The 21,883-nt window shown below is 66.2% G+C and carries 23 protein-coding genes and 1 riboswitch; of the genes, 10 read left to right on the forward strand and 13 right to left on the reverse strand.

What is annotated here, in order from left to right; genetic code table 11:
* Positions 1 to 57 precede the first annotated feature (57 nt).
* A riboswitch (cyclic di-AMP (ydaO/yuaA leader) is annotated at positions 58 to 264 on the forward strand.
* A 10-nt stretch (positions 265 to 274) separates the two neighbouring features.
* Entirely contained in the window at positions 275 to 1,168 is an 894-nt protein-coding gene (locus tag ACZY0B_RS17340) for a transglycosylase family protein (RefSeq protein WP_463765373.1), read from the forward strand.
* 28 nt (positions 1,169 to 1,196) lie between these two features.
* Here the strand turns inward: ACZY0B_RS17340 and ACZY0B_RS17345 are convergent, their stop codons facing one another.
* From ACZY0B_RS17345 to ACZY0B_RS17360, 4 genes are read right to left on the reverse strand one after another with little or no spacing between them, the layout of a single operon-like run.
* The gene (locus tag ACZY0B_RS17345; RefSeq protein WP_463765375.1) at positions 1,197 to 1,622 is read right to left on the reverse strand and encodes a molybdenum cofactor biosynthesis protein MoaE; all 426 of its coding nucleotides are present in this window, start codon (positions 1,620 to 1,622) and stop codon (positions 1,197 to 1,199) included.
* Positions 1,619 to 2,101, reverse strand: a complete 483-nt coding sequence (locus ACZY0B_RS17350; RefSeq protein WP_463765376.1) for a MogA/MoaB family molybdenum cofactor biosynthesis protein — start codon at positions 2,099 to 2,101, stop codon at positions 1,619 to 1,621. The genes ACZY0B_RS17345 and ACZY0B_RS17350 overlap by 4 nt, the downstream gene beginning before the upstream one ends.
* Positions 2,101 to 2,628, reverse strand: a complete 528-nt coding sequence (moaC, locus tag ACZY0B_RS17355; protein ID WP_463765377.1) for a cyclic pyranopterin monophosphate synthase MoaC — start codon at positions 2,626 to 2,628, stop codon at positions 2,101 to 2,103. Before moaC ends, ACZY0B_RS17350 begins: the two co-directional genes overlap by 1 nt.
* Before the next feature lie 11 nt (positions 2,629 to 2,639).
* Positions 2,640 to 2,840, reverse strand: a complete 201-nt coding sequence (locus tag ACZY0B_RS17360) for a hypothetical protein (protein WP_463765378.1) — start codon at positions 2,838 to 2,840, stop codon at positions 2,640 to 2,642.
* Between the two features lie 129 nt (positions 2,841 to 2,969).
* Between ACZY0B_RS17360 and ACZY0B_RS17365 the strand changes: the two genes are divergently transcribed.
* The 3 genes from ACZY0B_RS17365 (at position 2,970) to ACZY0B_RS17375 (ending at position 8,232) form a co-directional block, all read left to right on the forward strand.
* On the forward strand, positions 2,970 to 5,222 hold the full coding sequence (locus ACZY0B_RS17365; RefSeq protein WP_463765379.1) for a helicase-associated domain-containing protein: 2,253 nt from the start codon (positions 2,970 to 2,972) through the stop codon (positions 5,220 to 5,222).
* 62 nt (positions 5,223 to 5,284) lie between these two features.
* Entirely contained in the window at positions 5,285 to 6,934 is a 1,650-nt protein-coding gene (locus ACZY0B_RS17370; RefSeq protein ID WP_463765380.1) for a DNA repair helicase XPB, read from the forward strand.
* A gap of 113 nt (positions 6,935 to 7,047) precedes the next feature.
* Positions 7,048 to 8,232 (forward strand): FAD-binding domain, encoded by a 1,185-nt coding sequence (locus tag ACZY0B_RS17375; RefSeq protein ID WP_463765381.1) that lies wholly within the window; start codon positions 7,048 to 7,050, stop codon positions 8,230 to 8,232.
* Positions 8,233 to 8,276: 44 nt separating this feature from the next.
* Here the strand turns inward: ACZY0B_RS17375 and ACZY0B_RS17380 are convergent, their stop codons facing one another.
* Both ACZY0B_RS17380 and ACZY0B_RS17385 read right to left on the reverse strand, forming a co-directional pair.
* A complete protein-coding gene (locus ACZY0B_RS17380; protein WP_463765382.1) occupies positions 8,277 to 9,422 on the reverse strand; it encodes a thiolase family protein in 1,146 nt (381 codons plus the stop codon).
* Between the two features lie 18 nt (positions 9,423 to 9,440).
* Positions 9,441 to 9,854 carry a Zn-ribbon domain-containing OB-fold protein gene (locus ACZY0B_RS17385; protein ID WP_463765383.1) on the reverse strand — a complete coding sequence of 138 codons (414 nt, stop codon included), beginning with the start codon at positions 9,852 to 9,854 and terminating at the stop codon, positions 9,441 to 9,443.
* Between the two features lie 141 nt (positions 9,855 to 9,995).
* Between ACZY0B_RS17385 and ACZY0B_RS17390 the strand changes: the two genes are divergently transcribed.
* On the forward strand, positions 9,996 to 10,289 hold the full coding sequence (locus ACZY0B_RS17390) for a putative quinol monooxygenase (RefSeq protein ID WP_463765384.1): 294 nt from the start codon (positions 9,996 to 9,998) through the stop codon (positions 10,287 to 10,289).
* A 7-nt stretch (positions 10,290 to 10,296) separates the two neighbouring features.
* Here the strand turns inward: ACZY0B_RS17390 and ACZY0B_RS17395 are convergent, their stop codons facing one another.
* Positions 10,297 to 11,280, reverse strand: coding sequence for an LLM class F420-dependent oxidoreductase (locus tag ACZY0B_RS17395; protein ID WP_463765385.1), 984 nt, complete (start codon positions 11,278 to 11,280; stop codon positions 10,297 to 10,299).
* 120 nt (positions 11,281 to 11,400) lie between these two features.
* Between ACZY0B_RS17395 and ACZY0B_RS17400 the strand changes: the two genes are divergently transcribed.
* Positions 11,401 to 11,643, forward strand: a complete 243-nt coding sequence (locus ACZY0B_RS17400; protein ID WP_463765386.1) for a hypothetical protein — start codon at positions 11,401 to 11,403, stop codon at positions 11,641 to 11,643.
* A 6-nt stretch (positions 11,644 to 11,649) separates the two neighbouring features.
* On the opposite strand, the gene ACZY0B_RS17405 is transcribed toward ACZY0B_RS17400, so the two are convergent.
* Positions 11,650 to 12,186, reverse strand: coding sequence for a TetR/AcrR family transcriptional regulator (locus ACZY0B_RS17405; protein ID WP_463765387.1), 537 nt, complete (start codon positions 12,184 to 12,186; stop codon positions 11,650 to 11,652).
* A 70-nt stretch (positions 12,187 to 12,256) separates the two neighbouring features.
* Between ACZY0B_RS17405 and ACZY0B_RS17410 the strand changes: the two genes are divergently transcribed.
* Genes ACZY0B_RS17410 through ACZY0B_RS17420 form a run of 3 tightly spaced genes read left to right on the forward strand, consistent with a single transcriptional unit; the run spans position 12,257 to position 14,991 of the window.
* Positions 12,257 to 13,459, forward strand: coding sequence for an FAD-dependent monooxygenase (locus tag ACZY0B_RS17410; protein ID WP_463765388.1), 1,203 nt, complete (start codon positions 12,257 to 12,259; stop codon positions 13,457 to 13,459).
* A gap of 52 nt (positions 13,460 to 13,511) precedes the next feature.
* The gene (locus tag ACZY0B_RS17415; protein WP_463765389.1) at positions 13,512 to 14,369 is read left to right on the forward strand and encodes an LLM class F420-dependent oxidoreductase; all 858 of its coding nucleotides are present in this window, start codon (positions 13,512 to 13,514) and stop codon (positions 14,367 to 14,369) included.
* Positions 14,370 to 14,394: 25 nt separating this feature from the next.
* On the forward strand, positions 14,395 to 14,991 hold the full coding sequence (locus ACZY0B_RS17420) for a class I SAM-dependent methyltransferase (protein ID WP_463765390.1): 597 nt from the start codon (positions 14,395 to 14,397) through the stop codon (positions 14,989 to 14,991).
* Between the two features lie 20 nt (positions 14,992 to 15,011).
* Here the strand turns inward: ACZY0B_RS17420 and ACZY0B_RS17425 are convergent, their stop codons facing one another.
* The gene (locus ACZY0B_RS17425; RefSeq protein ID WP_463765391.1) at positions 15,012 to 17,156 is read right to left on the reverse strand and encodes a 3-hydroxyacyl-CoA dehydrogenase NAD-binding domain-containing protein; all 2,145 of its coding nucleotides are present in this window, start codon (positions 17,154 to 17,156) and stop codon (positions 15,012 to 15,014) included.
* 4 nt (positions 17,157 to 17,160) lie between these two features.
* Positions 17,161 to 18,372, reverse strand: a complete 1,212-nt coding sequence (locus tag ACZY0B_RS17430; RefSeq protein WP_463765392.1) for an acetyl-CoA C-acetyltransferase — start codon at positions 18,370 to 18,372, stop codon at positions 17,161 to 17,163.
* 211 nt (positions 18,373 to 18,583) lie between these two features.
* Between ACZY0B_RS17430 and ACZY0B_RS17435 the strand changes: the two genes are divergently transcribed.
* Complete coding sequence (locus ACZY0B_RS17435) at positions 18,584 to 19,756, forward strand: pyridoxal phosphate-dependent aminotransferase (protein ID WP_463765393.1); 1,173 nt, start codon at positions 18,584 to 18,586, stop codon at positions 19,754 to 19,756.
* Here the strand turns inward: ACZY0B_RS17435 and ACZY0B_RS17440 are convergent.
* From ACZY0B_RS17440 to ACZY0B_RS17450, 3 genes are read right to left on the reverse strand one after another with little or no spacing between them, the layout of a single operon-like run.
* Positions 19,743 to 20,195: an SRPBCC family protein gene (locus ACZY0B_RS17440; protein ID WP_463765394.1), complete on the reverse strand. Its 453-nt coding sequence runs from the start codon at positions 20,193 to 20,195 to the stop codon at positions 19,743 to 19,745. The two genes, ACZY0B_RS17435 and ACZY0B_RS17440, sit on opposite strands and share 14 nt — an antisense overlap.
* Before the next feature lie 41 nt (positions 20,196 to 20,236).
* On the reverse strand, positions 20,237 to 20,689 hold the full coding sequence (locus ACZY0B_RS17445) for an SRPBCC family protein (protein WP_463765395.1): 453 nt from the start codon (positions 20,687 to 20,689) through the stop codon (positions 20,237 to 20,239).
* A 57-nt stretch (positions 20,690 to 20,746) separates the two neighbouring features.
* On the reverse strand, positions 20,747 to 21,880 hold the full coding sequence (locus tag ACZY0B_RS17450) for a CaiB/BaiF CoA transferase family protein (protein WP_463765396.1): 1,134 nt from the start codon (positions 21,878 to 21,880) through the stop codon (positions 20,747 to 20,749).
* Positions 21,881 to 21,883: the final 3 nt, after the last annotated feature.

Raw genomic sequence — 21,883 nt, forward strand, 5'->3', positions numbered from 1 at the left:
AACAGAACCCGCTACCGTCGCCGGAGGCTCGCCAAGCTAACCGGTGGCGTTCCTCCCCCTCCTATCGCGCCGAGCTCCATCCAATGGGCGGGGGACACCGTACGTGGATGGAGGCGGGGGACCCACCGGTCCACCGTGATCGACCAGGAGTCGCATGCGACTCCTTGGGGTGAAGCCGACATCGTCGCCCTGACGACGCCGGCCGGGTGACCTCTTGAACCCGAACCCGACAGCTGACCTCGCAGGCGTGTTACGAGAGGAATTTTCGGCGCGTATGAGTGGTCGTCACCGCAAGCCAACGACATCGAACATCAGCGTCGCCAAGATCGCCTTTACCGGGGCGGTTCTTGGTGGCGGCAGCATCGCTCTGGCTGGTCAAGCAGCCGCAGCCACCGATGGCGAATGGGATCAAGTAGCCCGCTGCGAATCCGGCGGCAACTGGGGAATCAACACCGGCAACGGCTACTACGGCGGCGTGCAGTTCAACTCAGGCACCTGGGCCTCGCATGGCGGCGGCGAGTACGCCCCGTCAGCTCAGCTGGCCACCAGGGATCAGCAGATCGCCGTTGCCGAGCGGGTGCTGGCGACCCAGGGTCGTGGCGCCTGGCCGGTATGTGGTGGTCCGCTGTCGGGTCCCACGCCGCGCGAGGTTCTGCCCGCACCGGCCGGCTTCGACGTGCCAGGCCTCAACGGCGGCCCGGCCCCCCTGGCCCCGCCGCCGGCAGACGCGCCTCCGCCCGACGCTCCGCCCCCGCCGCCTCCGCCGCCCGCGCCGGTGCAGCTGGCCTCCTTTGACCAACCGGCGCCCCCCGAGAACGTGCCGCCCGCCCCGCCCGCAGACCTGACGCCGCCGGCGCCTCCCGCGGACGCTCTGCCGCCGGCACCGCCCGCCGACGCACCGCCCCCCGCAGACGCTGTACCGCCCGCGCCTCCCGCCGACGCTCTGCCGCCGGCACCGCCCGCCGATGCTCCGCCGCCCGCGGACGCTGTTCCCCCGGCGCCTGCCGACGTGCCGCCGGCTCCCGGCGACGCCAACGGTGCGCCCGCTGCACCGCAGCAGGCCTCGAAGGTCGGCTACACGCAACGAGTGTGGGACGCGATCCGCGGCGAGGACGTCAACGGCAACGACGCGCTGGACTCGCTGGCGCTGTCGGCTCCCGTCAACTGACGCGTCGCGTGCCGGGTCGAATCCGGCGCTAGGCCGAACCCACCCATTCCTCGGTTCCGTCGTCGAAGAACTGGTGCTTCCACACCGGTAACCGCGCCTTGATGGTGTCGACCAGCTGGGCGCAGGTGGCGAATGCCTCTTGTCGGTGGTCGGCGGCGACCGCGGCCACCAGTGCCGCTTCTCCGATGTGCAGCGCGCCGATCCGGTGGCTGGCCGCGACCGCGCGCACGCCGCCGGATGCCTCGGCGACCTCGGCCACCACGTCGGCCATCACCTGTGCGGCCGACGGATGCGCGGAGTACTCCAGCCGCACCACCCGGCGTCCCTCGTCGTGGTCGCGAATCATGCCGACGAACCCGACGATGGCTCCGGCCGAACGATGGCCTACCAGCTCTTCATGCTCATCCAGAGAGATCGGCTGCTCGGTCATCGCGGCGCGCAGGACGACCGTCATCGCTCGTGGTCTTTGCCGGCGATCTGATCGAGGGCATGGTCGAGCACGTCGGCAAGCACCCCCAGCCCATCACGTACCCCGCCGGGCGATCCCGGGAGGTTGACGATCAAGGTCCGGCCGGCCACACCGCACACACCGCGCGACAGCACCGAAGTCGGCACCTTGGGGAGCCCGGAGTGGCGGATGGCGTCGGCCAGGCCGGGAATCATGTAGTCCACCACCGCCACGGTCTGGTCCGGGGTGGTGTCCGTCGGCGAGATGCCGGTGCCACCCGTAGTGACGATGACATCGACATCGTCGTCGAGCGCACCGCGCAGTGCCTCGCCTACCGGGTTCCCGTCGGCGACCACTTCCGGGTCCGCAGCCGAAAATCCATGCTGCTCAAGCCATTCGGCAATGATCGGCCCGCACTTGTCGGTGTACACACCGTCCGAGGCCCGAGTCGAGGCGACAATGATGCGTGCGGATCGGGCACTCATCACCGCACCCAATTTCCGGTCTTGCCACCCTCCTTGCGGAGCACACGGACGTCATCGATACGGGCCGCCGGGTCAACCGCCTTAATCATGTCGTAAAGCGTAAGCGCGGCGACGCTGACGGCGGTCAGCGCCTCCATCTCCACGCCCGTACGGTCGGTACTGCGCACCGTCGCGACGATCTCGATATCCGAGGTGCCAACGGTGAAATCCACGTCGACTCCGGTGAGCGCCAGCTGGTGGCAGAGCGGGATCAGGTCGCTGGTGCGCTTCGCCGCCAGGATGCCCGCCACCCGGGCCGTAGCCAACGCATCGCCTTTGGGCAGCCCGCCGCTGGAGATCAGCGCGACCACGTGCGCTGAGGTCCGCAATGAACCCGCGGCAACGGCGGTGCGCTTGGTGGCTCCCTTTTCGGTGACATCGACCATGTGCGCCGCTCCCCGTTCGTCGAGGTGCGACAGTGCGTCCGCGCGGGATTCCTCCGACTGACGGGCCTTCGCAGGCCTGGACGCCCCGGATGCCCCAGCCATCCCGGCGATACCTACCGGTTGACGACAGTGACCGGGTGGACGTAAGGCAGGTCGTCGGAGGGCAGCGGGAACACCAAGTCGCCGAACGGCGACAGTGCACCCGTGCGATCGGTCGCAAGCTCGCTCACCGCATGGTCGTCGGGGTCCGTCGCCGGCCAGCCGTTGTCGACGTACCTGGTTTTGCCCTCGTTGCTGTCAGCCACGCCGTCCATTCTGACAGGTCGCGTACGCGCGCGTGACGCTAGTCGGAATGCTCGGCTCTTTCCGTCCGACCGGCGGTACCTGCGGTGCGTCATCGCCGCCGCCTGGGCATCGGCGGGCTGCTTTACGCTGGTCAGCAAATGACCGACAACACCCCGGATATCCCGCTGGGGTCCTGGCTGGCCGACTTGCCCGACGAGCGGCTGATCCGACTGCTGGAACTACGGCCAGACCTTGCCCAGCCGCCACCCGGCAACATCGCGGCCCTGGCCGCGCGTGCCGGGGCTCGACAGTCGGTCAAGGCTGCCACCGACGAGCTCGACTTCCTGCGGCTGGCGGTACTCGACGCACTGTTGGTGCTGCACGCAGACACCGCTGGGGTGCCGACGGCGAAGCTGCTGGCGCTGATCGACGGCCGGGCCCCCGAGGCCGACGTGATCGACGCGTTGGACGACCTGCGGCAGCGCGCCCTGGTGTGGGGCAATACCGCGACGCGGTTGTCCGCCGACGCCGGCATGGCGTTGCCCTGGCATCCGGGCCAGGTGACGCTCGAGGACACCTCGCGCTCCGGCGAACAGATTTCGGAGCTGATCGACGGCCTCAACCCGGCACAGCAGGAGGTCCTGGACAAGCTGCTCGAAGGATCTCCGATGGGCCGGACCCGCGACGCCGCGCCCGGCGCTCCCGCGGATCGGCCGGTGCCGCAGCTGCTCGCGATGGGCCTGCTGCGACGGGTCGATGCCGAGACGGTGATCTTGCCCCGACACGTCGCGCAGGTGCTGCGCGGCGAGCAGCCCGGCCCGATGCAACTGACGGCACCCGACCCGGTGGTGTCCACCACCACGTCCGACGACGTTGACGCCTCGGCGGCCGGAGCCGTCATCGACCTGCTGCGTGAATTCGACGTGCTGCTGGAAAACCTCGGCACCACACCGGTTTCCGAGCTGCGCAGCGGCGGTCTGGGAGTTCGCGAAGTCAAACGGCTGGCCAAGACAACCGGCATTGACGAGCAGCGGCTGGGCCTGGTTCTCGAAGTCGCGGCCACGGCCGGGTTGATCGCCAGCGGTACGCCGGATCCCGAACCGGAGAACGGCGACGGCCTGTATTGGGCGCCGACGGTGGCCGCCGACCGCTTCGCCGCGATGTCCGCGGCCGAGCGGTGGCACCTGCTGGCCAGCGCATGGCTTGAACTTCCGGGCCGCCCAGCGCTGATCGGCGGCCGCGGCCCGGACGGCAAACCATATGCGGCCCTGTCTGAATCGCTGTACTCGACGGCGGCTCCGTTGGATCGGCGGTTGCTGCTGGGCTTGCTCGCCGACCTGCCTGTCGGCGCCGGTGTCGGCGCGGCCACGGCGTCGGCGGCGCTGATCTGGCGGCGTCCGCGATGGACCAGACGTCTGCAGCCGGGACCGGTGGCCGATCTGCTGGCCGAGGGCCACGCGCTCGGTTTGGTGGGCCGCGGAGCGATCAGCACTCCCGGCCGCGCGCTTCTGACCGAAACCGTCGACTTTTCTGCCACGGTCGACGCCATGGCGCGGGCACTGCCGAAACCGATCGACCACTTCCTGATGCAGGCCGACCTGACGATCGTGGTGCCCGGGCCGCTGCAACGCGATCTCGCCGACGAACTGGCGACGGTGGCCAACGTCGAATCAGCCGGCGCGGCGATGGTGTACCGCATCAGCGAGCAGTCGATCCGGCACGCGCTCGACGTCGGCAAAACTCGCGACTGGATGCAAACATTTTTCGCCGACCACTCCAAAACACCGGTGCCGCAAGGACTCACATATCTCATCGATGACGTCGCGCGCCGGCACGGCCAGCTGCGCATCGGCATGGCGGCATCGTTCGTACGCTGCGAAGACCCGGCCCTGCTGGCCCAGGCCGTAGCCGCGGGCGAGGACCTGCAGCTGCGGGCACTGGCCCCGACGGTCGCAGTGTCGCCCGCGCCGATCGCCGAGATGCTCTCGGTGCTCCGGGCTGCGGGCTTCGCCCCGGCCGCTGAGGATTCCACCGGCGCCATCGTCGACGTACGCCCGCGGCGGGCTCGGGTGCCCGCGCCACAGCAACGTCGGCCCTACCGCGCGTCACCGCGGCAAAACAGCGAGACACTGAACGCGGTCGTTTCAGTGCTACGCAAGGTGACTACCGCGCCGTTCGGCAATAGCCGCGTCGACCCAGCGGTGGCGATGTCGCTGCTGGCTGACGCGGCCAAGAAACAAGACACGCTGGTGATCGGCTACCTCGACGCCGCGGGGGTGGCCAGCCAGCGGATGGTGTCGCCGATCGCCATTCGAGGCGGGCAGCTGGTGGCCTTCGATTCGGCGTTGGGACGGCTGCGCGACTTCGCGATCCACCGCATCACGTCGGTGGTGTCGGCCGACAGCCGATAATGGATGACATGCGCGCCACGCCGATGCAGCGCGCGGAGCGCAATGAGGAGGAGTGGCGCTGAATGTCTGACGGACCATTGATCGTGCAGTCCGACAAGACGGTGCTGCTGGAAGTGGACCACGAGCTGGCCGACGCCGCGCGCGCCGCCATCGCGCCGTTCGCTGAGCTCGAGCGCGCACCAGAACACGTGCACACCTATCGCATCACTCCCCTGGCGCTGTGGAATGCCCGCGCGGCCGGCCATGACGCCGAGCAGGTCGTCGACGCGCTGGTCAGTTTCTCCCGCTACGCGGTGCCGCAGCCGTTGCTGGTCGACATCGTCGACACCATGGCACGGTACGGCCGGCTGCAACTGGTCAAAAGCCCGGTGCACGGCCTGACCCTGGTCAGCCTGGATCGCGCGGTGCTCGAGGAAGTACTGCGCAACAAGAAGATCGCACCGATGCTGGGTGCCCGGATCGACGACGACACCGTCGTCGTCCACGGCAGTGAGCGCGGCCGGGTCAAGCAGATGCTGCTCAAGATCGGTTGGCCCGCAGAGGATCTCGCCGGCTATGTCGATGGCGAGGCACATCCGATCAGCCTGGAACTGGGCGACTGGGAGCTACGCGATTACCAGCGGATGGCCACGGACTCGTTCTGGGCTGGCGGCTCCGGGGTGGTGGTGCTTCCGTGCGGTGCCGGCAAGACGCTGGTCGGCGCGGCCGCGATGGCAAAAGCCAGCGCGACGACGCTGATCTTGGTCACCAACATCGTGGCTGCCCGGCAATGGAAACGCGAACTCATCGCGCGCACCTCGCTGACCGAGGAGGAAATCGGTGAATACTCCGGCGAGCGCAAGGAAATCCGGCCCGTCACCATCTCGACGTACCAGATGGTCACCCGCCGAAGTAAAGGCGAATACCGCCATCTGGAACTCTTCGACAGCCGCGACTGGGGGCTGATCATCTACGACGAGGTGCACTTGTTGCCGGCACCGGTGTTCCGGATGACCGCCGACCTGCAGTCGAAACGACGGCTTGGCCTCACCGCCACGTTGATCCGCGAAGACGGCCGCGAGGGCGACGTGTTTTCTCTGATCGGCCCGAAACGCTACGACGCCCCGTGGAAGGACATCGAGGCGCAAGGCTGGATAGCGCCGGCGGAGTGCGTCGAAGTCCGGGTCACCATGACCGACAACGAACGAATGATCTACGCCACCGCCGAACCCGAAGAGCGTTACAAACTGTGCTCGACGGTGCACACCAAAATCGCTGTGGTCAAGTCGATTCTGGACAAACACCCCGGCGAGCAGACCCTGGTGATCGGTGCCTACCTGGATCAGCTCGACGAGCTCGGCGCCGAGCTGAACGCCCCGGTGATCCAGGGGTCCACCAAGACCAAGGAACGCGAGGCGTTGTTCGACGCCTTCCGCACCGGCGAGATATCGACGCTGGTGGTGTCCAAGGTTGCCAACTTCTCCATCGACTTGCCCGAAGCCTCTGTGGCCGTGCAGGTTTCGGGCACGTTCGGCTCGCGTCAGGAGGAGGCGCAACGACTGGGCCGGCTACTGCGACCCAAGGCCGACGGCGGCGGCGCCATCTTCTACTCGGTGGTGGCCCGCGACAGCCTGGACGCCGAATACGCCGCGCACCGGCAGCGCTTCCTGGCCGAGCAGGGCTACGGCTACATCATCCGCGATGCGGATGACCTTCTGGGACCGGCGATTTAGAGCGACAAGATCGATGCGCCCGCCGTTCACCGCGCACCGCGCTTTACGTCCTAGTGCAACTATTGCATAGTGCTATAGTAGTCCTAACTCCATCCGCTGGAGAGGGGGCGCGCATGAAGATCGCCATTGTCGGTGCCGGCATCGCCGGCCCGACGCTTGCGTACTGGCTATGGCGCTATGGCCACGAGCCGACCCTGATCGAAAAGGCGGCTCAGCTCCGCACGGGCGGCTATGTCGTGGACTTTTGGGGTGGCGGGTATGCCGTTGCAGAACGTATGGGACTTGCCGCCGAATTGCACGCCAAAGGATATGCGGTACAGGAGGTGCGACTGGTCGACCAGCATTCGCGCAAGGTGGGGGGCTTTTCGGCTGAGTTGTTCCGGCGGAACCTCGGTGGCCGGTTCGCCACGGTGCCCCGTGGTGATCTGGCGGCCATGATCAATCGCTGCATCGACCACCGTGCCGAAACCCTCTTCGGTGAAAGCGTTTCGGCCATCACACAACACGAGTCGGGCGTGCGGGTCACACTCGAGCGCGGCCGATCACGAGAATTCGACCTGCTCGTCGGCGCGGGCGGCATCCATTCGCCGGTGCGGGATTTGGTGTTCGGCCCGGAATCTCGATTTGAGACCGATCTCGGCTACCGAGTCGCGGCATTCGAAGCCGAGGGCTATCAGCCACGTGATGAACTCGTCTACCTCGCCTACACCATGCCCGGGCGCATGATCGCAAGATTCGCGATGCGCGGTGACAAGACCCTGTTTCTTTTCGTTTTCACCACCGACCACATGAGCGGCCCCGATCCACAGGATGTATCGCAGGCCAAGACCACCCTGCACCAGGTCTTCGGCAACGCGGGCTGGGAATGCCCGGGGATACTGCGCAAACTCGACGGGGCGGCCGATGTGTACTTCGACCGCGTGAGCCAAATCGTGATGGACCACTGGTCGGATGGCCGAGTGGCGCTCATCGGTGACGCCGCGGCCGCGGTTTCGCTGCTGGCCGGCGAGGGGGCGGGGCTGGCGATGGTGCAGGCCTACATACTGGCGGGCGAGCTCAATCGCGCAGGAGCCAATCACCAGGACGCGTTTCGCAGCTATGAACGACAGCTGCGTCCAATCGTTGAGGCCAGGCAGCGATCGGCGCGCGGATTCGCCGCGACGTTCGCCCCAAAGACCGCGCTGGGCCTGTGGACCCGCAATCAGGCGTCCAAACTGCTGAACATTCCGCGGCTGCCCGACTGGGTCGTCCGGCGCGAATTCCGCGACGACATTCCACTACCCGAATACGTCGCGTAGCCGACCGTGAACTAACCCCCAGCAGGTGCGGGCACCTCGCGGATTTAGAGCGACAGGATCGTCGCCGACGCGGTGCCGGGAGCGCCGTACACCTGCGCCAATCCGACCCGCGGGTTGCCGGGCACCTGGCGATCGCCCGCCTCGCCGCGCAGCTGACGCACCAGCTCGTGCACCTGCCGTAGCCCCGATGCGCCGATCGGCTCGCCGTTGGCGATCAATCCGCCATCGGTGTTCACCGGCATCGAGCCGTGAATCTCTGTCGCACCATCGGCCACCAGCTTCTCCTGCTCACCGTCGGCGCACAGTCCCGTCTCGGCCATGTGGATGACCTCGTTGCCGGCGTCGGTGTCCTGGAGTTGGGCGACGTCGACGTCCTCGGGCCCGATGCCCGCGGCCTCGTAGGCCGCCTTGGACGCGTACACCGTCGGGGAGACGTCCTCGTCGAGCGGCGCAAAGGTGGCATGCACCTCATATGCACCGAACGTGCGGGTGCGGATCTCGCAAGCACGCACGTACACCGGCTTGTCGGTGAACTTGTGCGCGATGTCAGCGCGGCACATGATGACGGCCGCGGCGCCCTCGTCGGGCGCGCAGAACATGTACTGCGTCAACGGGTAGTTGAGCACGGTCGAGTTGAGGATCTCCTCAACGGAGATCTCCTTGCGGCGGAAGGCATTCGGATTCAGCGCGCCGTTGCGGAAGTTCTTGTTGGCCACCCGCGCCAGAGTCTCCCGGGAGATGTTGTGGTCGTGCAGGTACTTGTTGGCCTTCATCCCGAAGAACTTGGTGGTGACGAACTGCCCGTTCTGCGCGTACCACTGCGGCAGTGCCAGCTTGGCGGGGTCGTCGGTGAAGGCTCCGCGCGGATGCTTGTCCAAGCCGATGGCGATGCCGATGTCGTACTTGCCCAACCGGATGGTGTCGGCGGTCTGCTGAATGGCACTGGCCGCCGTGGCACAAGCATTGAACACGTTGGTGAAGGTGATGCCGGTCAACCCGACCAATCGGGTCACCGCGTCCGGATTGGACACCTCGTGACTGCCGCCGAAGCCGAACTGGATGTCTTTCCACTGCACACCCGCATCGGTGAGCGCGCTTTGGATGGCCTCGGCGCCCATCTGCATCGCGGTCTTGTCGAACCTGCCGAAGGGATGCAGGCCCACACCGATGATGGCTACATCGTTGGTCATCTCAGGCTCCTTGTGGTTCTAGACCGGCTGGAAAGCGAACGTGATGATCTCGTTGCCGTCCGCGTCAGTGGCGAACGGCACCATGGTGAGCTCGACCTCCTGGCCGAACTGGAGTTTGGCCGGGTCGTTTTCGGTCAGCCGGCCCTCGACGCGGATCACGTCGCCGAGCTGAACCAGGCCCACACCGAACGGCACGAAGTCCTTGCCCGTCGGGCCGGCATAGGGAGCCCCGGGCGGGAATCCCTGGGTGGTCCACGCCACCACGGTGCCATTCCGCGGCAACAGCACGTCGCTCATTGCCCCGCCACTGCACCGCGGGCACCGCTCCTGCACCGGGAAGGTGGTGGCGCCGCAATCACCGCACCGACTGCCGATGAGCTGCGGGTTCTCCTCAGGCCAGGTTGAAATCTCGGGAGCGAGTGCCTTCTGCATCGAGGGGGTCCTCCGTCGTCCGTGAACAGATTTATGCTCACTGAACCGTATAACAGCCTTCCGAAAAGTGGAAATGGCATTCTCATGGCCCGCATCGGTGCCGAACGCTTGTTGATCGCGAGAGGGCGATATCTTGGCGCTATGACGGTCACGGTGATACTCGAGCTCAAATTCAAACCCGACGAGGTCGCTGCGGGGCGCGAGCTGATGGGCCGGACGCTGCAAGACACCCGGGCATTCAAGGGAAACGTCCGCACCGACGTGCTGGTCGACGAGGACGACGAAGCGCACTGGCTCATCTACGAAATCTGGGAGACGGTCGACGACGACGACGCCTACCGCGCGTTTCGCGCCGGCGAAGGCAAGGTGACACAGCTACCTCCCCTGCTGGCCGCCCCTCCGGTCAAGACGCGGTACACCACCACCGACATCTGAGCGCGCCCTAGCTCAGCGCGGGAATGACTTCGCGCTCGAACAATTCGATGCCGGAGCGGTCGTAGGCGGCTTCCGGGAAGTAGACGATCGCGTACTCGCAGCCGAGGTCGCGGATCTTGGTCAGCCGCTCGACCACCTGTTCCGTCGTGCCCGTCGCCGAGTCGGGAAGGCTGGTGGTCATCGAATCCGCAAGGGCCTCAGGCACATAGTTGACCAGCCGGTCGCGCACCCGCTGCTGGCGGTCTTTGACCTCGGCCTCAGAGGTGCCGATGATGGCGGTGAAGTTGGCCGAGCGCACGATGGCATCGAAGTCGGTGCCCAGGTCCCGGCAATGCTCGGCAAGCACCTCCGACTTGTGGGCAAACGCCTCGGGCTCCGGCGTGAAATTGGTGTACTGCGCATACTTCGCCGCGATGCGCAGCGTCACCTTCTCGCCCCCGCCGGCAATCCACAGTGGAATTCCGTTGTCCTGCAGCGGCTTCGGTTCGACGATCGCGCCGTCGACCTGATAGTGCTTGCCGTCGAGGCTGACCTTGCCGTCACGCCAGGCGTCACGCATGATCTGCACGCCTTCGTCCAGCCGGCCCAACCGCACGCCGGCCGAAGGGAATCCGTAACCGTAAGCGCGCCATTCGTGTTCGTACCAGCCGCCGCCGATACCCATCTGGATGCGGCCTCCCGAGATGATGTCGGCAGTGGCCGCCACCTTGGCCAGGTAAACGGGATTGCGGTAGCTCATTGCCGTGCACATTTGGCCGAGCTTGATCCGCGAAGTGGTCGCAGCATAGGCCGACATCAACGACCAGGCCTCGTGCGTCGCTTCCGCGCTCGGCATCGGGACGGTATGGAAATGGTCGTAGACCCACACCGAGTCCCAGGCGCTGCCGTCGGCGTAGGCCGCCAAGTCCCGCATCACCGCCCAGTGTTTCGCGGGGTCGATGCCTACCAGATCCATCCGCCAGCCCTGCGGAATGAAGAAAACAAAGCGCATGGTTAGCGACTCTAGCTGTCGGCGAGGCGAGCCGGAATGGCCTGAATTGCGTCGTTCGCTCACAGCAGATCGCTATGAACGGCCCAGCCTGCACTTGGCAACGGGACGGTAAATGAATGCATGACAAGCAAGGTGACCCAAGTGATTTTGGCCGGCGCGGGCGCTGTCGCGGCACTCGTACTATTCAGCGGCACACACCCGGGAGACCCTGCAACCCACGCCGCGTCCGGCCCGGGTGAGTCCAATGCCCGCATCGTCAACGTCGACGACGACGGCGGCGTCAACGACAACGGCCAGACCTCTGGCGATATCTTCACGCAGAACGCTCAGGACCAGAGCACCGCGAGCGGGGCGGGAACCTAACCGGCGTCAGACCCCCAGCGCGGCCAGTGCGGCTTCGACTGAGGTCGCGCGCAACGCCTCATAGGGGGTGTCCGGAAACTGTAAGCAGCAGTCCTGCAGGCCGCCAAAAGCCACCACCGCCCGGGTGGACTGCGCGAGCGTTAGCCGCGAGCCAAACACCAACTTGCCCAGCCGATCACGCCACGCCAGCACTTTGTCGATGAGGCCGAGGTCGGCCAGCATGGTCGATTCGGTGAGCACCAGCACGATGTACTCACGGTGCCGGTAGTGGAAATCGAAATAGCCTTCTAGCAATTCGCGGGGATCGATGTCGCGGTGGCCTTCCTGCTCGGCGACAAACCGCTCGCCGTCCTCGATCAACGGCATCACGATGCTGCGCACCAGTTCTTCGCGGGAAGTGAAGTGGTAGTACAACGCGGGTTTGGTGATCCCCAGCCGGTCCGCAATGTCCTGCAGGCTGGTCCGCTGCACGCCATGTTGAAGGAACAGCTCCCGGGCGACCTCCTGGATGCGCCGGCGGGTATCCGACCGCGGTCTCGTCACCCGAAAATTTTAGCTGACTTACCGATAGGTAAGTGATATGTTAGGGTCACCTAACTCGAAGGAGGTCGGCATGCGGATTCTCATCTCGGGGGCGAGCATCTCGGGCCCCGTACTGGCGTACTGGCTTACCCGCCACGGGTTTGATGTCACGATCGTCGAGCGCGCGTCCCAGTTGCGGAAGACCGGTGGCCACGCCGTCGACCTGTTCCGCCCGGCCATGGAAATCTCGGCAAAGATGGGCGTGCTGCCACAGATCGAGGCGCTCGCCACCGGGACCAACGAGCTGACCATGTATCGCGAGGGCGTCCAGCGACCGGCGCACGTGGATCTGAACAAAGTCTTCGGCGCGTCATCCGACCGGCATGTCGAGATCATGCGCGACGACCTCAGCGAGGCCTATTATCTCGCGGGCCGCGATGACGTCGAGTACCTCTTCGGCGACTCGATCACGTCCATCTCACCCGACGGTGACGTCACCTTCGAGCACAACAAGCCACGCACGTTCGACGTCGTCATCGGCGCCGACGGTCTGCACTCCAACGTCCGGCACCTGGTCTTCGGTGAGGACGCCGGGCGCACCAGGTTCCTCGGCGGTTACCTGGCGGTGGAGTCGGTGCCGAAATCACTTGCCCGCAATGGGGAAATGGCCGTACACATGGGCGCCGGCCGGATGGCGGGGATCTACACCGCGCAACCCCTCGATGACGCGCGTGCGCTGTTCATGTTCCGCAGCAAGGAAGAACTACAATACCACCACCGAGATGTCTTGCGGCAGAAGGAGTTATTGCGGACGACCTTTGCCGGCATGGATCCGGCGGTGGACGGTTGGCTCGCAGAGCTCGACCAGGCGCCGACCTTCTACTTCGACTCGATCATCCAGCTGGAGTTGGACACCTGGTCGCGTGGGCGGGTGGCACTGGTGGGCGACGCCGGGTACTGCCCCGGACCGGCGGTCGGCGGCAGCACCAGCATCGCGGTGCTGGGCGCCTATGTGCTGGCGGGCGAATTGGCAGAAGCCAAAGGCGATTACACGCGCGCGTTCCCGGCCTACGAACGGGCGATGGCCGACGCGGTCCGGCGCAGCCGTACCTTTGCGCGAGCGGCCGCCAAGACCATCGTCCCGGGCTCGCGGGCCGGAGTCTGGGCGCTGACCCGAGCCGCCCGGCTGATCTCGGTGCTCCCAGCCGGTCTCACCAGAGCCGTCGCCAAGATGAACGCCAACGGCGCCCGCCTCTACGACTCGATGGTGTACAAGGAGTACGCCGACGTTTGACAGAATGGCTCCAGCGAACCAGAGGCGCCTGCCACGAAAGGAACGAACTGCGATGGAGCTTGCCGGTGTCGGGATTTGGAGCAGTCAACTGCGCTACGGCGACCCAGCCGAATCCGCCGACGCGGCAGCAGAATTAGACGAGCTGGGATTCACGGCGCTGTGGATTCCGGATGTCGGCGGGCAGGTGTTCGACGCGGTTGCCCGACTGCTCGGCGCCACCAAGCGCACGGTCATCGCGACCGGGATCCTGAACCTGTGGATGCACGCGCCCGGCGACGTGGCCGAAAGCTATGCCGCGCTGACCGCGGAGCACGGGGACCGGTTCCTGTTGGGGATCGGCGTCAGCCATGCACCGCTGATCGACGCCGGTGAGCCCGGGCGATACCGCAAACCGCTGGCCGCGACCGCCGCGTTTCTGGACGGACTGGATGCCGCGCCGGAGCCGGTTCCCACCGAGAGCCGGGTGCTCGCCGCGCTCGGCCCGAAGATGCTGGACTTGTCGGCCACCCGCGCCCGCGGCGCACACCCTTACCTGGTCACACCCGAGCACACCGCCAGTGCCCGTTCGACTTTGGGCGAGGGTCCGCTGCTGCTACCCGAGCAGACGGTAATCCTCACCGATAGCGAACAGGAGGCCCGCCGCGTCGGAACCGACTGGCTGCGCTCCTATTTGGCGCTACCCAACTACGCCAACAATCTCCTGCGCAGCGGGTTCTCCGAAGACGATGTGGCACAGGTCAGCGATCGGCTTTTCAACGCGATCATCGCGTGGGGCGACGAAGACGCCATTCTGCGCAGGGTCGACGAACATCGTGCTGCCGGCGCCGACCACGTCTGCGTCCAGGTGCTGCTGGCCGATCCGCAGGCCTTCCCGCGTGAGCAATGGCGCCGGATCGCCGCCGCAATTTAGCGCTGTTTAGGCATACGGTTGGAGCATGGCCTCTAAGCACACCCTGTTTCGGGTCTTCTGCCGCATCGGCTTTACCCCGTGGGACGGTCATCCGATCGCACCAAATCTGCAGGACTTAGTCGAGGGGACCCATGACACGCCCCCGCTGCCCGTTGGATCAGCCCTTGATCTCGGATGCGGTACCGGGGACTCGTCGATCTACCTTGCACAACACGGGTGGAGAGTCACCGGCGTCGACTTTGTGCCGAAAGCTCTCGACAAGGCGCGGGCCAAGGCCGCCAACTTGCCGGTCGACTTCGTCGGGGCCGACGTCACGCGACTAAGTCAGACCGGGATCGGTACGAACTTCCAGTTGATCGTCGACAACGGCTGCCTACACAACATGAGCGACAACGACCGCGATGCCTACGCTCGCGAGGTCAGTGCGGTAGCTGCGCCGAATGCACGGCTGTTCATTGTCGCGTTCCTGCCCGGCGGAAGGTTCGGCGTGCGAGGCGTCGAGCCCGCCGAAATGGAACGACGATTCGTCCCCTCCTGGACGCTGCTGTCCGCCGGGAACGAGGGGCAGCTGGACCGCGAGCAAACGCCGGCGCGCTACTACCTCTTCCAGCGCAGCGCCTAACCTTCGAGCGTGAGCAACCGTTACGTCAGCGAGGCGGGCGGCAGGAAGCGGTCGCCGTATTTGGCGGCCAGTTCCTTGGCCCGGGCCACGAAGGCTTCCTTGCCGGTACCACCGGCGCCGGAGTAGCCGACGATGAACTGCGCGCTACCACCGGTGTACGGCGGGAAGCCGATGCCCATGATCGACCCGATGTTGGCGTCAGCGGTAGTCATCAGCACGTTCTCGTCGAGGCACTTCTGCGTCTCCAGCGCCTCGGCGAACAGCATCCGGTCGATCATGTCCTGCAGCGGCGGCTGCGAGGAGCCCGATTTGAACGTCTCGCGCAGTCCCGGCCACAGGCTGGTGCGCTTGCCGTCGACGTACTCGTAGAAGCCGGCGCCCTTCAACCGCGACGGCCGGCCAAGCTCGATCATCTTCTCGACGACGGCCTCCGCAGGGTGCGGCTCGTAGGTGCCACCCGCGTCCTCGACACCCTTGCGGCTGGCGACGGCGATCTTGTGCATCAGCTCCAAGTTGAGCTCGTCGGACAGCTGCAGCGGCGGCGCCGGGTAGCCGGCCTGCGAGCCGGCGTGCTCGACACTGGCCGGCTCGACACCCTCGCCGAGCATCGCAAGCGCCTCGTTCACGAACGTGCCGATAACGCGGCTGGTGAAGAAGCCGCGGCTGTCGTTGACGACGATCGGGGTCTTGCCGATGGCCAGCGTGTAGTCGAACACCCGGGCCAGCGCCTCGTCAGAAGTCTTCTCGCCCTTGATGATTTCGACCAGCGGCATCTTGTCGACCGGCGAGAAGAAGTGGATCCCGATGAAGTCCTCCTGCCGCTTCACGCCGGTCGCCAGACCGGTGATCGGCAGCGTCGAGGTGTTCGACCCGAGCAGCGCGTTGGGCTCGACGATGTCCTCGATCTCCTGGAACACCTTGTGCTTGAGGTCCTGGCTTTCGAAGACGGCCTCGATCACGAAGTCGACGCCCTTGAAGTCGGCGGGGTCGGCGGCCGGCGTGATGCGTGCCAGCAGCGCCTTGCTCTTCTCCTCGGTCGTCTTGCCACGCTGAAGTGCTTTGGCCTCAAGCTTTTCCGAGTAGTTCTTGCCCTTTTCGGCGGCCTCTAGGCTGACGTCCTTGAGCACCACGTCGTAGCCGGCCTTGGCCGAGACGTACGCGATGCCCGCGCCCATCATGCCCGCGCCGAGCACGCCGATTTTGTTGATCTTGACCGGCGCGATGCCGTCGGGTCGCGAACCGCCGCCGTTGATGGCCTGCAGGTCGAAGAAGAACGCCTGGATCATGTTCTTGGCGACCTGGCCGGTGACCAGCTGGGTGAAGTAGCGGCTCTCGATGCGGCTGGCGGTGTCGAAGTCCACCTGTGCGCCCTCGACGGCCGCGTCCAGGATGGCCCGCGGCGCCGGCATCGGCGCACCCTTGAGCTGCTTCTTCAGCAGCGCCGGGAACGACGGCAGGATGCCGGCCAGCGCCGGGCTGGACGGAGTGCCGCCAGGCATCTTGTAGCCCTTGGCATCCCACGGCTGGGTGTGCGATTCGGGGTTGGCCTTGATCCACGCCTTGGCCGCGGGTACCAGCTCCTCGACCGAGCCGACGAGCTCGTCGACCAGGCCGTTCTCCTTGGCTTGCGCGGGCTTGAACCGGGTGCCTTGCGACAGGATGTTCATGAACGCGTTCTGGATGCCGAACATCCGCACAGTGCGGGTCACCCCGCCGCCGCCGGGCAGCAGGCCCAGCGTCACCTCAGGGAACCCAACCACAAGGCCCTTGACGTCCGCGGCAATGCGGTGGTGACAGGCGAGCGTGATCTCCAGGCCGCCGCCGAGCGCGGCGCCGTTGATGGCGGCTACCACGGGCTTGCCGAGGGTCTCCAGCGCGCGCAGGTCACGCTTGACGGACTCGACGGTGTCGAACGCCTCGCCGGCGTTTTCCGGGCCGAGCTGGATCATGCCCTTCAGGTCACCGCCGGCGAAGAAGGTCTTCTTCGCGCTGGTGATGACCACACCGGTGATCGAATCCTTCTCTGCCACAAGGCGTTCGACTGCGTTATGCATCGACTCGGCGTAGTGCTCGTTCATGACGTTGGCCGATCCGGTGGGGTCGTCCAAGGTCAGGGTGACGATGCCGTCCCCGTCTTTGTCCCACTGAATGGTGTTCTCTGCCATGGCCTTAAACCCTCTCAATGATGGTCGCGACACCCATGCCGCCGCCGATGCACAGCGTGATCAGCGCGCGACGCGCGTTGCGGCGCTCGAGCTCGTCGACCATGGTTCCGGTGATCATGGCGCCGGTGGCGCCCAGCGGGTGGCCCATCGCGATGGCGCCACCGTTGACGTTGAGCTTCTCGTCCGGGATGTTGAGGTCCTTCTGGAACTTCAACACAACCGACGCGAACGCCTCGTTGAGTTCGAACAGGTCGATGTCGTCGATGGTCAGGCCCGCGCGGTCGAGCACCTTCTTGGTGGCGGGGGTCGGGCCGGTGAGCATGATGACCGGGTCGGCACCGCTGGTGGCGGTCGCCACGATGCGCGCCCGCGGAGTCAGCCCCTGCGACTTGCCCGCGGCCTCGGAGCCGACCAGCACCAGCGCGGCACCGTCGACGATGCCCGAGCTGTTGCCACCGGTGTGGACGTGGTTGATCTTTTCGACCCAGTGGTACTTCTGCAGCGCCACGTCGTCGAAGCCGCCCATCTCGCCGACGCCGTCGAAGGCGGTCTTCAGCTTGCCGAGGCTCTCCACGGTGGACCCGGGCCGCATGTGCTCGTCGTGGTCGAGGATGACCAGGCCGTTCTGGTCGCGCACCGGAATCACCGACTTGGCGAAGTAACCGCCCGACCACGCGGCGGCGGCGTTCTCCTGCGAACGGGCCGCGTAGGTGTCGACGTCTTCGCGGGAGAAGCCCTCGATGGTCGCGATCAGGTCGGCGCCGATGCCCTGCGGCACGAAACCGATCCGGTAGTTGGTCTCCGGGTCGGTCGCCCACGCGCCACCGTCGGAGCCCATCGGAACGCGGCTCATCGACTCGACACCACCGGCCAGCACCAGGTCGTCCCAGCCGGAGCGCACCTTCTGGGCAGCGGTGTTGACGGCCTCCAGGCCCGAGGCGCAGAACCGGTTGAGCTGCACGCCGCCGGTGGTCTCCGGCAACCCGGCCACCAAGGCAGCGGTACGGGCGATGTCACCACCCTGGTCACCGACCGGCGAAACCACGCCGAGGATCAGGTCGCTGATCAGGTTCTCGTCCAGGTCGGGGTTGCGCCTGCGTAGCTCGTCGACCAGGCCGACGACCAGATTCACCGGCTTGACCTCGTTCAGCGATCCGTTGCGTTGCTTGCCGCGGGGTGTGCGGATGGCCTCATAGATGAAGGCTTCTTCGGACATGTCGACTTCCTCTTCACAAATGGGTTTTCGGGTCCGTCTCACTGCACCCTAACAGGGGCTCCCGGCCAACCTGTTGGTTGGGCAAGTCTGCCCTGTTCAGCGGTCGACGCGAGTGTGAAGTTAGTTTCACGCTCGACGCCGACCGTGAAGTTAGTTTCACGTTCGGGCCGCGGTGTGGCTTGGCTCGATACTCACCCTAAGCTCGACGACCATGACGGTGTCGCGATTGCGGCCCTACGCGACCACGGTGTTCGCCGAAATGTCGGCGCTGGCCGCGCGGATCGGCGCGGTGAACCTGGGGCAGGGCTTTCCCGACGAGGACGGACCCCCGGCGTTGCTGAAGGCCGCGCAAGACGCGATCGCCGATGGTGCCAACCAGTACCCACCGGGGATCGGTATCGCTCCGCTGCGCCACGCCATCGCGGCACAGCGCAAGCGCCACTTCGGCCTCGAGTACGACCCCGACACCGAGGTCTTGGTGACGGTCGGCGCGACCGAGGCCATTGCCGCAGCGGTCATCGGCCTGGTCGAGCCCGGCTCGGAGGTATTGCTGATCGAACCCTTCTACGACTCCTACTCACCGGTGGTCGCGATGGCCGGCGCGCGCCGTGCAGCCGTACCGCTGGTCGCCGACGGCCGCGGCTTCGCGCTGGACACTGACGCGCTGCGGCGGGCGGTGACACCGGCGACCCGGGCGCTCATCGTCAACTCGCCGCACAACCCCACCGGCGCCGTGCTGAGCGCGACCGAACTGCAGGCCATCGCCGAGATCGCGGTGGCGGCCGACCTTTTGGTGATCACCGATGAGGTCTACGAGCACCTGGTGTTCGACGGCCGTCGCCATCTGCCGCTGGCCGGTTTCGACGGCATGGCGGAACGCACCATCACCATCTCCAGCGCGGCCAAGATGTTCAACTGCACCGGCTGGAAGATCGGGTGGGCTTGCGGCCCAGCGGAACTCATCGCCGGCGTGCGCGCGGCCAAACAGTATCTGACCTATGTCGGCGGCGCGCCGTTCCAGCCCGCGGTGGCCCTGGCGCTGGACACCGAGGACGCGTGGGTGGCCGAACTCCGGCGCTCGCTGCAAGCCCGACGCGATCGGCTGGCCGCGGGCCTCGCCGACATCGGTTTCACGGTGCACGACAGCTACGGCACTTATTTCCTCTGCGCCGACCCCCGTCCACTCGGGTACGACGACAGCACGACGTTCTGCGCGGCACTACCAGAAAAGGTTGGCGTGGCTGCCATTCCGATGTCGGCATTCTGCGATCCGGCGGCACCGCATGCCGAGCTGTGGAATCACTTGGTGCGCTTCACCTTCTGCAAGCGCGACGACACTCTCGACGAGGCGATCAAAAGACTGTCCGCGCTCAAGACCGCTTAGGATCCTTGTCACCCATCACGCGCTTTCGCAGGCCCTCCAGCGCGGCGTAGAGGACTTTGTTGCCGGCCGACTTCACCCAGAACCCGGGCAGCGGCGCCCTGAGCTCGATCGTGAGGCTGAACCGCACCCGGGTCTTGTCGTCGCCCTCGCGTTGCAGCTCATATTCGCCGTGCTGGGCATGTTGCTGGGCGGTCTTCTGCGCGTCCCAGACCATCCAGTCGGGGCCCCAGTGATATTCGACTATTTCGGTATCGGCGATGCCGCTCACCCTGATCGTCATTCTCACGTGGTGTGGCAGGCCGTCGGGATATCGGTCGACGACCTCGACCCGCTTGTGCAACGGCGACCAGGAGGGCACGGCGTCCATGTCGGCCAGCGCCTCCATGATTACTTCCTGGGGCGCCTCAATGACAATTTCAGACGATGCGCGTATGGCCACCGCCTACAAATTAGCAATCGCGGGCCCTCGTGAACTGAAAATTACGGTGTCTTATCCGAACCGCCGCCCATGATCAGGTCGCGCAGCCCCGTCACCGAGGCGTCAAGGACATGTTCCATTGCGCGCCTGACGACGAATCCGGGAATGGGCCCCGCCGGTTCGACAGTGATATCGAACCGCACCCGCGTCTTGTCGACACCCTCGGGTTTGAGGTTGTACTCCACATGCTGGCCGTGCTGTTGGGAGGTTCCTTTGGCGTCGTACACCACCCAGTCCGGGCCCCAGTGATATTCCAGGACCTCTTTATCGACGAGGCCGAAAATCCGGATGGTGGTTTTCACGTGGTGCGCGCGGCCGTCGGGATAACGGTCGATTACTTCGATCCGTTTATGCAGCGGCGACCAGGATTCCAGCACGTTGACGTCCTCGAGCGCCCCCATGACCACGTCAAGCGGCGCATCCACTATGAATTCACGTGATGCCTTTACAGCCACTGAGTTAAACCTAGCAACCCCACACCACGCACGGAACGTGTTCGGGGTAGTTATTAGCTACCAGTTGATTTCGTTGATCGGCGTGGTAGCGGCCGGCGGCGGCCCGACGGGCCCGGCCGGTGTTCGGGAGAAGCGCGGAGCGGGTGCGGCCTGCTCGACGCCGTGGGCGGTGATCACCGTCGACCGCGCGTTCAAATGGTTGTCGGTGGCGGCCTCGCTCCACGTCAGCACCGGCGTCACGCAGGCGTCGGTGCCGGCGAAGACCTGGGTCCACTCGTCACGCGTCCGGCTGGCGAACCGCTGCGCGAAGACGTCGTACATCTGCTGGTACGAACCGATTTCGAGCTGGCCCGGCACCTCGTCCGGCGACAGGCCGAGGCCGCTGAGCAACGCCGCGAAGAATTGCGGCTCGATGGCGCCGACGGCCATGTACTTGCCATCGGAGGTCTCATAGCAGCGATAGAACGGGGCGCCGCCGTCGAGCAGAAACGATTCCCGCCTGTCGCGCAGGCTGCCAATTCCCTTCATGGTCCACATCATTTGGGCCAGCACACTGACCCCGTCGACCATCGCGGCGTCGACTATCTGACCCTTGCCCGACCGTTCCCGCTCGTACAGCGCGACGGCGATACCGAGCAGCACCAGCATCGAACCGCCGCCGAAATCGGCGACCAGGTTCAGCGGCGGCATCGGCGGCCGGTCGGCGTAGCCCAGGGCCGACAACGCGCCGGTCTGCGACAAATAGTTGATGTCGTGACCCGCGGTCGAAGCCAGCGGCCCGTCCTGCCCCCAGCCGGTAATCCGGGCGTAGATCAGCCGCGGATTGACCGCCGCGCAGTCGTCGGGTCCGATGCCGAGTCGCTCGCAGGTGCCGGGCCGGAAGCAGTCCAGCAGCACATCGGCCTTGGCGGCAAGCTCCAGCAAGGCGCCCGGCTGCGACTTGACGTCCAGGTCGACGATGCGCTTGCCGCGGTGCAACAGGTCGCGGTCCTCGGCCGGCATCGTCACGCCCGTTTGGTGGCGACCCGCTTCGCCCGGCTTCGCCGCGCTTGCGATCGCCACGCCACCGGGGCGGCGCACCCGCACCACGTCGGCACCCAAATCGGCGAGCACCATCCCCGCGTGCGGCCCGGGTCCGATGCCGCCGAGTTCGATGACTTTGACCCCGGCCAGCGGCCCCCCGCTGGTCACGGC

The organism is Mycobacterium sp. IDUB_19 (assembly GCF_055419445.1).

Excerpts from the sequence above, each read along its gene's own strand:
- ACZY0B_RS17340 (WP_463765373.1), top strand. The coding sequence starts at position 275 with ATGAGTGGTCGTCACCGCAAGCCAACGACATCGAACATCAGCGTCGCC.
- ACZY0B_RS17345 (WP_463765375.1), bottom strand. The coding sequence starts at position 1,622 with ATGACGGTCGTCCTGCGCGCCGCGATGACCGAGCAGCCGATCTCTCTG.
- ACZY0B_RS17350 (WP_463765376.1), bottom strand. The coding sequence starts at position 2,101 with ATGAGTGCCCGATCCGCACGCATCATTGTCGCCTCGACTCGGGCCTCG.
- moaC (WP_463765377.1), bottom strand. The coding sequence starts at position 2,628 with ATGGCTGGGGCATCCGGGGCGTCCAGGCCTGCGAAGGCCCGTCAGTCG.
- ACZY0B_RS17360 (WP_463765378.1), bottom strand. The coding sequence starts at position 2,840 with ATGGACGGCGTGGCTGACAGCAACGAGGGCAAAACCAGGTACGTCGAC.
- ACZY0B_RS17365 (WP_463765379.1), top strand. The coding sequence starts at position 2,970 with ATGACCGACAACACCCCGGATATCCCGCTGGGGTCCTGGCTGGCCGAC.
- ACZY0B_RS17370 (WP_463765380.1), top strand. The coding sequence starts at position 5,285 with ATGTCTGACGGACCATTGATCGTGCAGTCCGACAAGACGGTGCTGCTG.
- ACZY0B_RS17375 (WP_463765381.1), top strand. The coding sequence starts at position 7,048 with ATGAAGATCGCCATTGTCGGTGCCGGCATCGCCGGCCCGACGCTTGCG.
- ACZY0B_RS17380 (WP_463765382.1), bottom strand. The coding sequence starts at position 9,422 with ATGACCAACGATGTAGCCATCATCGGTGTGGGCCTGCATCCCTTCGGC.
- ACZY0B_RS17385 (WP_463765383.1), bottom strand. The coding sequence starts at position 9,854 with ATGCAGAAGGCACTCGCTCCCGAGATTTCAACCTGGCCTGAGGAGAAC.
- ACZY0B_RS17390 (WP_463765384.1), top strand. The coding sequence starts at position 9,996 with ATGACGGTCACGGTGATACTCGAGCTCAAATTCAAACCCGACGAGGTC.
- ACZY0B_RS17395 (WP_463765385.1), bottom strand. The coding sequence starts at position 11,280 with ATGCGCTTTGTTTTCTTCATTCCGCAGGGCTGGCGGATGGATCTGGTA.
- ACZY0B_RS17400 (WP_463765386.1), top strand. The coding sequence starts at position 11,401 with ATGACAAGCAAGGTGACCCAAGTGATTTTGGCCGGCGCGGGCGCTGTC.
- ACZY0B_RS17410 (WP_463765388.1), top strand. The coding sequence starts at position 12,257 with ATGCGGATTCTCATCTCGGGGGCGAGCATCTCGGGCCCCGTACTGGCG.
- ACZY0B_RS17415 (WP_463765389.1), top strand. The coding sequence starts at position 13,512 with ATGGAGCTTGCCGGTGTCGGGATTTGGAGCAGTCAACTGCGCTACGGC.
- ACZY0B_RS17420 (WP_463765390.1), top strand. The coding sequence starts at position 14,395 with ATGGCCTCTAAGCACACCCTGTTTCGGGTCTTCTGCCGCATCGGCTTT.
- ACZY0B_RS17425 (WP_463765391.1), bottom strand. The coding sequence starts at position 17,156 with ATGGCAGAGAACACCATTCAGTGGGACAAAGACGGGGACGGCATCGTC.
- ACZY0B_RS17430 (WP_463765392.1), bottom strand. The coding sequence starts at position 18,372 with ATGTCCGAAGAAGCCTTCATCTATGAGGCCATCCGCACACCCCGCGGC.
- ACZY0B_RS17435 (WP_463765393.1), top strand. The coding sequence starts at position 18,584 with ATGACGGTGTCGCGATTGCGGCCCTACGCGACCACGGTGTTCGCCGAA.